Annotated in this window: 8 protein-coding genes; 2 read left to right on the forward strand and 6 right to left on the reverse strand. The window is 64.5% G+C overall.

Going from position 1 to position 12,902, the window contains the following annotated elements; translation table 11 throughout:
* Window positions 1-30 precede the first annotated feature (30 nt).
* The 6 genes from ACEL_RS03110 to ACEL_RS03135 all read right to left on the reverse strand — a co-directional run bounded on the left by ACEL_RS03110 (window position 31) and on the right by ACEL_RS03135 (window position 7,019).
* A complete protein-coding gene (locus tag ACEL_RS03110) occupies window positions 31-828 on the reverse strand; it encodes an SAM hydrolase/SAM-dependent halogenase family protein (RefSeq protein WP_148204645.1) in 798 nt (265 codons plus the stop codon).
* A gap of 250 nt (window positions 829-1,078) precedes the next feature.
* Window positions 1,079-1,549, reverse strand: coding sequence for an Hsp20/alpha crystallin family protein (locus ACEL_RS03115; RefSeq protein ID WP_011719445.1), 471 nt, complete (start codon window positions 1,547-1,549; stop codon window positions 1,079-1,081).
* 299 nt (window positions 1,550-1,848) lie between these two features.
* The gene (locus tag ACEL_RS03120) at window positions 1,849-4,155 is read right to left on the reverse strand and encodes an FdhF/YdeP family oxidoreductase (RefSeq protein WP_011719446.1); all 2,307 of its coding nucleotides are present in this window, start codon (window positions 4,153-4,155) and stop codon (window positions 1,849-1,851) included.
* 153 nt (window positions 4,156-4,308) lie between these two features.
* On the reverse strand, window positions 4,309-5,085 hold the full coding sequence (locus ACEL_RS03125) for a phosphatase PAP2 family protein (protein WP_011719447.1): 777 nt from the start codon (window positions 5,083-5,085) through the stop codon (window positions 4,309-4,311).
* A gap of 429 nt (window positions 5,086-5,514) precedes the next feature.
* Window positions 5,515-6,147: a hypothetical protein gene (locus ACEL_RS03130; RefSeq protein ID WP_011719448.1), complete on the reverse strand. Its 633-nt coding sequence runs from the start codon at window positions 6,145-6,147 to the stop codon at window positions 5,515-5,517.
* A 293-nt stretch (window positions 6,148-6,440) separates the two neighbouring features.
* Complete coding sequence (locus tag ACEL_RS03135; RefSeq protein ID WP_011719449.1) at window positions 6,441-7,019, reverse strand: hypothetical protein; 579 nt, start codon at window positions 7,017-7,019, stop codon at window positions 6,441-6,443.
* Window positions 7,020-7,450: 431 nt separating this feature from the next.
* Between ACEL_RS03135 and ACEL_RS03140 the strand changes: the two genes are divergently transcribed.
* Both ACEL_RS03140 and ACEL_RS12325 read left to right on the forward strand, forming a co-directional pair.
* A complete protein-coding gene (locus ACEL_RS03140) occupies window positions 7,451-9,139 on the forward strand; it encodes a cellulase family glycosylhydrolase (protein ID WP_011719450.1) in 1,689 nt (562 codons plus the stop codon).
* Between the two features lie 111 nt (window positions 9,140-9,250).
* Window positions 9,251-12,880, forward strand: coding sequence for a glycoside hydrolase family 6 protein (locus ACEL_RS12325; RefSeq protein WP_011719451.1), 3,630 nt, complete (start codon window positions 9,251-9,253; stop codon window positions 12,878-12,880).
* The last annotated feature ends 22 nt before the right edge of the window (window positions 12,881-12,902 follow it).

A 12,902-nucleotide genomic window follows, 5' to 3' on the forward strand; every position in this document is an offset into this window, starting at 1 on the left:
GGCCTCACGCACGATGGTGCGCGGCTTGCGTCACGCCGGCCGGATGCGCAACAGATCGCCTTCGTGCACCGAGAGCCTAGCGTCAGCCCGCCCGCCATGAACGGCGACAGCGAGGCGCCCCGCGGAGTCGACGTAGACGAGAGTCTCACCGGGCGCGACCGCGCCGAAGGTCGTCGCGCGAACCGCAGGAACCTGTGCACCGCCGCCCTCGACAACGAGCGGCTGGCCGAGTGCCCAGCCGGCGATGTCCCCGCATGCGAGCTGCACATTGCCGAACCGGTCGATGCTCGATATTTCTGCGTCGATCATTTCGCCGTGGAGTCGCGCCACGGGACTCGGCAAGCGTACGAGCTGTTGCGGATCGAGTTCCGGACCGACGAGGTCAACGGGCGTTCCGGTCGCCAGATGTGCCGCCGTCGGCGCAAAAATGTCCCTGCCGTGGAAGGTCGCCGAGACGGGATGCAACCACAGCGCCGAATTCGTGAGGCGAAACGCGCGCCGAATGCCGCCCGCTGCTTCCGCCGCCGGGAGCAGCAGACCGTTGTCCGGGCCGACAAACAGATGCTGCGGCGTCTCGACAACAATCGGACGCCGCGCGGTGCCCACCCCGGGATCGACGATCCCGACGTGCACGCCGTCAGGCAAGAACGGAATCGCCTCGGCCAAGAGCGTGGCGCCACGGCGCACATTGCCGGGGGGAACAGCGTGCGTGATGTCGAGGATTCGAACGTCGGGTGCGAGACGTCCAATAACACCGTGGCAGATCGCTACGAACGCGTCCTCGTAGCCGTAGTCCGTGAGCAGGCTTATCCATGGCATAAGGCCAATTGTGTGCTGCCTCCCGTTCCCGGCCCGGCGGTTCTCACGCTGCGGGACCCCACCGCGACCCCGACAACCAGGGCGGCCCGGTGCCCGCCCTCGCACGTCTCACGCTGCGGGACCCACACGTGCTGGGTTGTTCAGTCGCGGAAAGGAAATCGGGAGGTCACCGGCCTGATCAGCCGGCGACCTCCCGATTCGTGATCCAAGCCACCGGAGCGGCGTCGTCAGGCGGCGCTGTGCTCCGGCGTGTAGAGGATCAGCTGACGCTCGCGGGTTGCTGCACCGACGCGGCGGAACTCTCGATCACGCGCGGGCTGTCGGCTCTGGTCACTTCGATCCGGCGAGCCTTCGCCTTCTCGGCGACCGGGATCGTGACCGTCAGCACGCCGTTCTCGTAGGTGGCGGCGATGTGGTCGGTGTCCACACCCTCGCCGAGCGAGATCTGGCGCATGAACTTTCCGGTGAACCGCTCACTCGCCAGCCACTGGAGATTCTCGTCGGTCCGCGGCGTGCGTTCAGCCTCGATCGTCAGGATGCCGTTCTCGACGCTGACATTCACGGACCCGGGATCGACGCCCGGTAGGTCAGCGTGCAGCACGTAGTGGTCACCCGCGCGGTAGAGATCCATCGGCATGAACCTCGGGGTACGGACGGACCCCAGAGCAGACCCCAGGAGTTGTTCGGTCAGCCGGTCAAATTCACGGAACGGATCAAAGCGCAGCGCCATCATTGATCACCTCCTTCACGGTGGTTGTTAGCACTCGGTGCTGTCGAGTGCTAGCTTCCACTCGTGTGATACCACCACGACAGCGATCTATGCATGTCTCGATTGCCGAGATACACGTCCCTCGGCATGCCGTCACCCGCGGTCGAGGCGCGATCGGCAGCAGCGTCAGCCGAGGCGCAGCGATGTGGTTCCTCTGCTGCCGTCGTCGCCGGGTGCCTGACCGGGGCGCCTCTGCCCGACTGCATACCGCCGTCGGGTCCTTTCGCCGGCGCGCGCCGCGGGTGCCGCGGACGCCGCTGCTACCGCCGTGGTGCGGCGACCTCGGCGTCCGGTGTCACTGACTGGGGTTCCAGCCGGATCACAATCGCCTTTGATGTAGGGGTATTGCTCTCGAGCGCGGTCGAGTCCAACGGCACCAGTGGATTGGCCTCGGGGAAGTACGCCGCCGCACATCCCTGCGGCGTCGGGTAGGGAATCGCGGTGAAGTCACGCAATCGGCGTTCGCCGTCCGACCAGATGCTCACGAGCGTCACGCGACTACGCGGCGCGATGCCGAGCCGGGAAAGGTCGTCGGGATTGACGAAGACGACCCGCCGGTCTCCGACGACACCGCGGTATTGATCGTGGTAGCTGTAAATAGTCGTATTGAACTGGTCGTGGGAGCGGATGGTTTGCAGCAGCAGGCAGCCGGGCGGGATCTCGAGGGGCTGCGCCCGGTTCACCGTGAAGTGCGCCCGTCCGTCCGCCGTGGGGAAGCGTCGCTCGTCCCGCACCGGGTGGGGGAGAACGAAGGAACCGCCGGCGTTGAGTCGGTCCTCGACGTCGGCAAAGCCGTCGACGACCCGCGCGATGCGCTCGCGGATTCGGCGGTTGTCCCGCCCCAGCTCGCGCCATGGCACCACGTCGGCGTCGCCGAAGATGCGGGCGCCCAGTTCGGCGACGATGGACACTTCGCTGCGAAGGTGCGGGGAGACCGGAGTGAGGTGCCCGATCGACGCGCGCACGATACCCATCGAATCCTCGATGGTGACCATCTGTCGGCGGCCGGCACTTTCGTCGCGGTCGCTTCGCGCCAGCGCCGGGAGGAGAAAACTCGTCGTACCGCGGAGCAAATGCGTGCGGTTCAACTTCGTCGCGACGTGAACAGTCAGTGCGCATGTCCTCATGGCTTCCGCGGTTCGCATCGTGTCCGGCGCAGCGACAGCGAAATTGCCGCCTAATCCCATGAAGAAACGAATCCGCCCGTCATACATGGCCCGGATTGCTTCGACGACGTCCAACCCCGGCTGTGTCGGTGGCGCGAAACCGAATTCCGCCTGGAGGCGTTCGAGGAAGGCGGGGGAAGGCTTGTCTGTGATACCCATGGTGCGGTCGCCCTGCACGTTGCTGTGACCCCGGACCGGACACGCTCCGGCACCCGGCCTTCCGAAGTTTCCGCGCAGCAGGAGGAAATTCACGAATTCCCGGATGGTCGGGACCGCGTTGCGGTGTTGCGTGATGCCCATGGCCCAGCAGAGCACCACCGAACGCGCGGCTATGACTTCGTCTACGAAGCGATTCACCGCTTCGTCATCAAGTCCGGACTCGGCGGCCAGCCGGCGGGGATCCAGCCCGGCCCAGAATTGCGCGGCGTCCTCAAAGCCGGCGCAGTACCGGCGGATGAATCCGTGGTCGAGGATGTTCTCGCCGCCGCCGAATCGCGCGTCACGCTCGACGAGACGGCGGTTGACCCACTGGAAGAGGGCGAGGTCGCCGCCGACGCGGACCGGCAGATAGAGGTCGGCGATCGGCGTCCCGCGCCCCAGGAGCCCCGAAACCCGTTGCGGATTGCGAAAAGACCGAAGGCCCGGCTCCGGCAGCGGATTGACGGCGACGATGCGGGCTCCGCGTCGCTTTGCCTCCTCGAGGCTACTGAGCATGCGGGGATGGTTTGTTCCGGGATTCTGGCCGACGAGAACGATGAGGTCCGCGTAGTGGGCGATGTCGTCCAGCGTCACCGATCCCTTGCCGACACCAATAGTTTGGCTCAGCGCTACGCCACTGGACTCATGACACATATTCGAGCAATCCGGCAGATTGTTGGTGCCAAGCCGCCGGGCCAGAAGCTGATATAAAAACGCTGCTTCATTGCTGGTGCGCCCGCTGGTATAGAAAACCGCCTGATCTGGAGTGTCAAGCCCGCGCAGAGCGGCTGCGATGCGGTCGAGTGCTGCGTCCCAGCTGACGGGTCGGTAATAGTCGTCACCTGGCTCCGCCACGAGCGGCTCGGCAAGGCGTCCGCGGCTCTCCAGCCAGTGGTCGTCACGACTGAGCAAGTCGGTAATGGAGTGTTCGGCGAAGAAGGCCGCACCGATGGTCCGGCGGGTTGCTTCCCAGGCGACAGCCTTTGCGCCGTTCTCACAGAATTCGATGCGATGCCGGGGTTCGGCGTCCGGCCACGCACAACTGGGGCACTCGAATCCGCCGCGTTGGTTGACCGCGGCGAGGGCCCGCAGACCGCGGCCGACACCAGCCTCTCGTAGCGTTATCTCTACAGTCCGGGCGACGGCGGGAAGCCCAGCTGCGTGCTGTGCTGGTTCTCCGCCTTGGCGTGCACGTCTCGACATCAACTCGACCTTAGCGCGCAGGCACGGCCGTGCGCAGCTTGATGAGGGATGATTCCTGTCGGTCTGCCGTTTCCGATCGCTCGGTCCTTCCGGCGGCCTGCCGTTTCCGATCGCTCGGTCTTCGCCGCGGGCGTTTCAGCCGCCAGCCGTTCCCTAGCGCTTAGCCAGTTCCGGCTGTGAATGATCGCGCCAATCTTCAGGCGGGCCGCCCGTTCTTCTGAACGTGCGCCAGATGTGCCAACGTGCCCTCGCGCCGTGCAGGGCGCGCATCGTCACGAGGGTGACTTCGGGAAGGATGAGCAGGATCAATGATCCGGCGAGCCAGCCGCCTAGCACGTCCGTCACCCAGTGCGTGTCCAAAAAAATGGTGCTCAGCCCAACCGTGACCGCGACGAATACCGCGACGGCGGTGACGAGGCGGCGATATGTGGGTGCGGTGAGGAGAACGAGGATGCCAAATACCACGACTGCATTAGACGTGTGTCCCGAGGGGAAAATGTCTCCGCCGTCGAATACCGCATGGGGGTGGGTGGTGAGAAGCGGTCCGAGCCGGCCCGTGGAAACTTTGACGGCACCGACGGACACATTGAGCAGCGCAAGACCAACCGCGAGCATTACCAGGGGTTGCGCCGTACGTCGGCGCCAGGACAGGTAGATGACGAGTGCGCCCGCCGCCGCGGCCGAAGGTGCGCGTTGTCCAATCATCACGTAGTGGAGAATCCACGGCTTGACGTCTGGCCAGCGTTGCGCGAGATCCATGGCCGCCGCGCGATGGTCAAGGGCGTCAAGCGGCGATCCGAAGATCACTGCCATGGTCAGGAGCGCGTACGCAATGAGGACGCCGATGAGCAGATACCAGCGGCGGCGTCCCATGCGGGCAATAAGGCGATCGAGGAGTTGAACCAACGTCTTGGTCTTGTCGCCTGCCACGATCGAAATGTTACCGATGCTAACGATGTGGCTGACTGAGAGAATCCTGAGTATTACGGCACGATTGGGGTGACGTCGTTCCGCGGCTCCCCAGCCGCGGCGTGCCATTTCCGTTGTTTCTGCTTTTCCCGAACTCCGCATGGCATCTCCCGAGCGGGAGATGCCCGGCCTGGGGGATCGTTATGCGCTGCGGGCGAGGATCGGTGAGCGTCGCAGTCAGCCCCAGCCGGGCGTCGCCTCGGGGCGTGCCGGGTTTCGCCTCAGGCCCTGCCGGGCGTCGTTGCAGGGCGTGTCGGGCGTCGATGCGGGCCGTGCGCCGGGTGTCGCCGCCCGGGTCGTGCCTCCGTCCCGGGGGCGCCTCCGCCCCGGGCGCGCTTCCGCCTCACCGCGACCCCGACCGGGCCGTGCCCCGGCCGTGATCGTTCCGGATCAGGTGTTGTCGGCTTCCCAGGTGAAGGTGGCGGTGTCGGTCTGGCCGGCAACGGTATTGGGCGCCGACGAATCGAGCGTGTAGGTGAATCGGTAAACCATGTTCGCAGCGCCGCTCGGGGCCCAGGTGCCGGCGCCGGTCGCGAAATTCGTGTACGTGCTGGCAATCGTGGTGAGATGCACGGCGTTAATGATCGTGGTGGACGGCGTAAAGCCGGTACAACTGCCGAAGTTGCCCCCGCTGCCTTCCTCAACCGTGATCGTTAGGTAATCCGACAGGTACGGACTCGAGCCTGCGGAATGCGTCAGGCCGCCCGGCGCGATGTAGAGCTTGACCGCGGCCGGCAGCGATCCGCCGTACTGCACGGTGATGCAGTGGCTGCCGGTCGAGCCCGGCTTGAGACCCGTTGCAGAGAACATCGCCTGGTTGGTGTCGTCATCGCTCAACGTCACAGTGCCGGACGACCACTGGTTGTTGCTGTTGGACGTGGTCGCGGTGAAGGCGGCGAACGACGCGTGCCAGATCAGTACGGCGCTCGCGACGAGACCAGCGACGACGGCCAGCACGAGGAACGGGGTGGCGGACAGCCGCCGGGTGGCTCGCCGGTGGCGGCCGGCAACATGCACGGACATGCAGCGACTCCGGAGGACGTGGCGCCCCTTTCGGGATGGACGCCCTTCCATCGGCCGAGTCGGCGGAGAGCTGAGTGCTCTTCGTCAGGAGCCGTTGTTCCCGGCGGCGCGGTCACTGCCGAGTCGAGGGGAGCCGAGCCGTCCTCGGTCAGGGTTCGCCGAGTCTGGATGACGGTGCGCGACCTACTGGCGCCGGTCGTCGACCGCACTGCGATTGACCCGGTTACGTTAGGACAGGCGCGGCCTGCGATCGCGAGCCGTAAACCGACGGCCGGCCGGGCCGGTGGCACATATCAACCCTTAACGGTGATCGTGAGCAGTCCGATGTCTGCCGGCCGGGTGTCGCAACCGCTGGTCGGTGACGGGCTTTGCGTCGCACACGGCGGCACCTGTTGCGCGCGGATCGTTACGCTTCCCGGGACCATGCCGCGGAAGTAGCCTGGAGCACCTGGTACTGGGGCGACCACGTTGCTGCCGGGAGGATCCACGTTGTACAAGGTCACCTGTCCGTCGTTCTGGTAGAGCGGCGGGATGGTCACCCGCACGATCTCTCCTTTGTTGATGTCGACGGTCACGTGGTTACGGTTTGCCTCGGCCGCGATTTTCGCGCTCGGGCTTGCTCCGGCTGTCGGGTTCGGTTTGGCGTGGTGTGCGGAGCACGCCGAGGCGATCCCAATGAGGGCAAGGGCAAGAGCGGAGCCGATGGCACGTCGGGTGGCCGATGGGGTACGCCGATGGGGCGTGGCGTCCCCGCCGCGGACAGAACCGGATGCGGAATAGGTCACGGTGCGACATGTTGCCGTACCGCGGACCCGGATGACAAGGGTGGGTGCGCGGGTCGCCTGTGAGCTGCCGGCTGGCGTCTGGATCATGGGAACGATCCCACCATTCCCCGCAATCGACGCGATCGGGAGCAGGGCGGCGCGAGCCGGACCGTGTGGTCGAGCCGGACGATTCGCCCATACGGTGCTGCAATGCCCAGCGCCATGTTGTCAATCCGCCAAATGCAGCAATGCACACATGGACAGGGATTGTGACTCTGAGTAATGATTGGATTGCCTTCTTGCCGCCTACGCGTTACGCAGAGTAGGCGACTGTATGCGGTAGGTTGGCGCTCCAGCCGTGGGCTGGACATGCCTGCTGCGAACTCTTGACACGTCTGGTTGAACGCGCAATACTCCCAACACCGATGGGATCGTTCCCATAAGTTTCCGTCTCACAACAGAATCGGTGCGCCCTCATGATCAACGTGAAAGGAGTACGGGGGAGAACAGACGGGGGAGAAACCAACGGGGGATTGGCGGTGCCGCGCGCATTGCGGCGAGTGCCTGGCTCGCGGGTGATGCTGCGGGTCGGCGTCGTCGTCGCGGTGCTGGCATTGGTTGCCGCACTCGCCAACCTAGCCGTGCCGCGGCCGGCTCGCGCCGCGGGCGGCGGCTATTGGCACACGAGCGGCCGGGAGATCCTGGACGCGAACAACGTGCCGGTACGGATCGCCGGCATCAACTGGTTTGGGTTCGAAACCTGCAATTACGTCGTGCACGGTCTCTGGTCACGCGACTACCGCAGCATGCTCGACCAGATAAAGTCGCTCGGCTACAACACAATCCGGCTGCCGTACTCTGACGACATTCTCAAGCCGGGCACCATGCCGAACAGCATCAATTTTTACCAGATGAATCAGGACCTGCAGGGTCTGACGTCCTTGCAGGTCATGGACAAAATCGTCGCGTACGCCGGTCAGATCGGCCTGCGCATCATTCTTGACCGCCACCGACCGGATTGCAGCGGGCAGTCGGCGCTGTGGTACACGAGCAGCGTCTCGGAGGCTACGTGGATTTCCGACCTGCAAGCGCTGGCGCAGCGCTACAAGGGAAACCCGACGGTCGTCGGCTTTGACTTGCACAACGAGCCGCATGACCCGGCCTGCTGGGGCTGCGGCGATCCGAGCATCGACTGGCGATTGGCCGCCGAGCGGGCCGGAAACGCCGTGCTCTCGGTGAATCCGAACCTGCTCATTTTCGTCGAAGGTGTGCAGAGCTACAACGGAGACTCCTACTGGTGGGGCGGCAACCTGCAAGGAGCCGGCCAGTACCCGGTCGTGCTGAACGTGCCGAACCGCCTGGTGTACTCGGCGCACGACTACGCGACGAGCGTCTACCCGCAGACGTGGTTCAGCGATCCGACCTTCCCCAACAACATGCCCGGCATCTGGAACAAGAACTGGGGATACCTCTTCAATCAGAACATTGCACCGGTATGGCTGGGCGAATTCGGTACGACACTGCAATCCACGACCGACCAGACGTGGCTGAAGACGCTCGTCCAGTACCTACGGCCGACCGCGCAATACGGTGCGGACAGCTTCCAGTGGACCTTCTGGTCCTGGAACCCCGATTCCGGCGACACAGGAGGAATTCTCAAGGATGACTGGCAGACGGTCGACACAGTAAAAGACGGCTATCTCGCGCCGATCAAGTCGTCGATTTTCGATCCTGTCGGCGCGTCTGCATCGCCTAGCAGTCAACCGTCCCCGTCGGTGTCGCCGTCTCCGTCGCCGAGCCCGTCGGCGAGTCGGACGCCGACGCCTACTCCGACGCCGACAGCCAGCCCGACGCCAACGCTGACCCCTACTGCTACGCCCACGCCCACGGCAAGCCCGACGCCGTCACCGACGGCAGCCTCCGGAGCCCGCTGCACCGCGAGTTACCAGGTCAACAGCGATTGGGGCAATGGCTTCACGGTAACGGTGGCCGTGACAAATTCCGGATCCGTCGCGACCAAGACATGGACGGTCAGTTGGACATTCGGCGGAAATCAGACGATTACCAATTCGTGGAATGCAGCGGTCACGCAGAACGGTCAGTCGGTAACGGCTCGGAATATGAGTTATAACAACGTGATTCAGCCTGGTCAGAACACCACGTTCGGATTCCAGGCGAGCTATACCGGAAGCAACGCGGCACCGACAGTCGCCTGCGCAGCAAGTTAATACGTCGGGGAGCCGACGGGAGGGTCCGGACCGTCGGTTCCCCGGCTTCCACCTATGGAGCGAACCCAACAATCCGGACGGAACTGCAGGTACCAGAGAGGAACGACACGAATGCCCGCCATCTCAAAACGGCTGCGAGCCGGCGTCCTCGCCGGGGCGGTGAGCATCGCAGCCTCCATCGTGCCGCTGGCGATGCAGCATCCTGCCATCGCCGCGACGCACGTCGACAATCCCTATGCGGGAGCGACCTTCTTCGTCAACCCGTACTGGGCGCAAGAAGTACAGAGCGAAGCGGCGAACCAGACCAATGCCACTCTCGCAGCGAAAATGCGCGTCGTTTCCACATATTCGACGGCCGTCTGGATGGACCGCATCGCTGCGATCAACGGCGTCAACGGCGGACCCGGCTTGACGACATATCTGGACGCCGCCCTCTCCCAGCAGCAGGGAACCACCCCTGAAGTCATTGAGATTGTCATCTACGATCTGCCGGGACGCGACTGCGCGGCGCTCGCCTCCAACGGCGAACTGCCCGCTACGGCAGCAGGTTTGCAGACCTATGAAACGCAGTACATCGATCCGATTGCGAGTATCCTGAGCAATCCGAAGTACTCCAGCCTGCGGATCGTGACGATCATTGAGCCGGACTCGCTGCCAAACGCGGTCACCAATATGAGCATTCAAGCGTGTGCAACGGCGGTGCCGTATTACGAGCAAGGCATCGAGTACGCGCTCACGAAATTGCACGCCATTCCGAACGTGTACATCTACATGGACGCCGCCCACTCCGGCTGGCTTGGGTGGCCCAATAATGCCAGCGGATACGTACAGGAAGTCCAGAAGGTCCTCAACGCGAGCATCGGGGTCAACGGCATCGACGGCTTCGTCACCAACACGGCGAATTACACGCCGTTGAAGGAGCCGTTCATGACCGCCACCCAGCAGGTCGGCGGACAGCCGGTGGAGTCGGCGAATTTCTACCAGTGGAATCCTGACATCGACGAAGCCGACTACGCGGCTGACTTGTACTCGCGGTTCGTCGCCGCTGGCTTCCCAAGCAGCATCGGCATGCTCATCGACACCTCACGCAACGGTTGGGGTGGTCCGAACGAACCAACAGGCCCGAGCACCGCGACCGATGTCAACACCTTCGTCAACCAGTCGAAGATTGACCTTCGGCAGCACCGCGGCCTGTGGTGCAACCAGAACGGTGCGGGCCTCGGCCAGCCGCCGCAGGCAAGCCCGACGGACTTCCCGAACGCGCACCTCGACGCGTATGTCTGGATCAAGCCGCCGGGTGAGTCGGACGGCACAAGCGCTGCGAGCGATCCGACAACTGGCAAGAAGTCGGACCCCATGTGCGACCCGACGTACACGACGTCGTACGGGGTACTGACCAACGCGTTACCGAACTCCCCGATCGCCGGCCAGTGGTTCCCGGCGCAGTTTGACCAGCTTGTCGCGAACGCACGGCCAGCGGTGCCGACGTCGACCAGCTCGAGCCCGCCGCCTCCGCCGCCGAGTCCGTCGGCTTCGCCGAGTCCGAGCCCGAGTCCGAGCCCGAGCAGCTCGCCATCGCCGTCGCCGTCTCCGAGCTCGAGCCCGTCTCCGTCGCCGAGCCCGAGTCCGAGCCCGAGTAGCTCGCCGTCGCCGTCTCCGAGCTCGAGCCCGTCTCCGTCGCCGAGCCCGAGTCCGAGCCCGAGTAGCTCGCCGTCGCCGTCTCCGAGCTCGAGCCCGTCTCCGTCGCCGAGCCCGAGTCCGAGCCCGAGTAGCTCGCCGTCGCCGTCTCCGACGTCGTCGCCGGTGTCGGGTGGGCTGAAGGTGCAGTACAAGAACAATGATTCGGCGCCGAGTGACAACCAGATCAAACCGGGTCTCCAGTTGGTGAATACCGGGTCGTCGTCGGTGGATTTGTCGACGGTGACGGTGCGGTACTGGTTCACCCGGGATGGTGGGTCGTCGACACTGGTGTACAACTGTGACTGGGCGGCGATGGGGTGTGGGAATATCCGCGCCTCGTTCGGCTCGGTGAACCCGGCGACGCCGACGGCGGACACCTACCTGCAGTTGTCGTTCACTGGTGGAACGTTGGCCGCTGGTGGGTCGACGGGTGAGATTCAAAACCGGGTGAATAAGAGTGACTGGTCGAATTTCACCGAGACCAATGACTACTCGTATGGGACGAACACCACCTTCCAGGACTGGACGAAGGTGACGGTGTACGTCAACGGCGTGTTGGTGTGGGGGACTGAACCGTCCGGCACCAGCCCCAGCCCCACACCATCCCCGAGCCCGAGCCCGAGCCCGAGCCCGGGTGGGGATGTGACGCCGCCGAGTGTGCCGACCGGCTTGGTGGTGACGGGGGTGAGTGGGTCGTCGGTGTCGTTGGCGTGGAATGCGTCGACGGATAACGTGGGGGTGGCGCATTACAACGTGTACCGCAACGGGGTGTTGGTGGGCCAGCCGACGGTGACCTCGTTCACCGACACGGGTTTGGCCGCGGGAACCGCGTACACCTACACGGTGGCCGCGGTGGACGCTGCGGGTAACACCTCCGCCCCATCCACCCCCGTCACCGCCACCACCACGAGTCCCAGCCCCAGCCCCACGCCGACGGGGACCACGGTCACCGACTGCACGCCCGGTCCTAACCAGAATGGTGTGACCAGCGTGCAGGGCGACGAATACCGGGTGCAGACCAATGAGTGGAATTCGTCGGCCCAGCAGTGCCTCACCATCAATACCGCGACCGGTGCCTGGACGGTGAGCACTGCGAACTTCAGCGGTGGGACCGGCGGTGCGCCCGCGACGTATCCGTCGATCTACAAGGGCTGCCACTGGGGCAACTGCACCACGAAGAACGTCGGGATGCCGATTCAGATCAGTCAGATTGGTTCGGCTGTGACGTCGTGGAGTACGACGCAGGTGTCGTCGGGCGCGTATGACGTGGCCTACGACATTTGGACGAACAGTACCCCAACGACAACCGGTCAGCCAAACGGTACCGAAATCATGATTTGGCTGAATTCGCGTGGTGGGGTGCAGCCGTTCGGGTCGCAGACAGCGACGGGTGTGACGGTCGCTGGTCACACGTGGAATGTCTGGCAGGGTCAGCAGACCTCGTGGAAGATTATTTCCTACGTCCTGACCCCCGGTGCGACGTCGATCAGTAATCTGGATTTGAAGGCGATTTTCGCGGACGCCGCGGCACGCGGGTCGCTCAACACCTCCGATTACCTGCTCGACGTTGAGGCCGGGTTTGAGATCTGGCAAGGTGGTCAGGGCCTGGGCAGCAACTCGTTCAGCGTCTCCGTGACGAGCGGCACGTCCAGCCCGACACCGAGCCCGAGCCCGACGCCGACACCGAGCCCGACGCCGACACCGTCTCCGAGCCCGACCCCGTCGCCGAGTCCGACCAGCTCGCCGTCGTCGTCGGGTGTGGCGTGCCGGGCGACGTATGTGGTGAATAGTGATTGGGGTTCTGGGTTTACGGCGACGGTGACGGTGACGAATACCGGGAGCCGGGCGACGAACGGGTGGACGGTGGCGTGGTCGTTTGGTGGGAATCAGACGGTCACGAACTACTGGAACACTGCGTTGACCCAATCAGGTGCATCGGTGACGGCGACGAACCTGAGTTACAACAACGTGATCCAACCGGGTCAGTCGACCACCTTCGGATTCAACGGAAGTTACTCAGGAACAAACGCCGCGCCGACGCTCAGCTGCACAGCCAGCTGATCTCAGCGAAGCGGTTACCTTC

The sequence above is a fragment of the Acidothermus cellulolyticus 11B genome (genome assembly GCF_000015025.1).
GTDB lineage: Bacteria > Actinomycetota > Actinomycetes > Acidothermales > Acidothermaceae > Acidothermus > Acidothermus cellulolyticus.

Excerpts from the sequence above, each read along its gene's own strand:
- ACEL_RS12325 (WP_011719451.1), top strand. The coding sequence starts at position 9,251 with ATGCCCGCCATCTCAAAACGGCTGCGAGCCGGCGTCCTCGCCGGGGCG.
- ACEL_RS03120 (WP_011719446.1), bottom strand. The coding sequence starts at position 4,155 with ATGTCGAGACGTGCACGCCAAGGCGGAGAACCAGCACAGCACGCAGCT.
- ACEL_RS03135 (WP_011719449.1), bottom strand. The coding sequence starts at position 7,019 with ATGATCCAGACGCCAGCCGGCAGCTCACAGGCGACCCGCGCACCCACC.
- ACEL_RS03130 (WP_011719448.1), bottom strand. The coding sequence starts at position 6,147 with ATGTCCGTGCATGTTGCCGGCCGCCACCGGCGAGCCACCCGGCGGCTG.
- ACEL_RS03115 (WP_011719445.1), bottom strand. The coding sequence starts at position 1,549 with ATGGCGCTGCGCTTTGATCCGTTCCGTGAATTTGACCGGCTGACCGAA.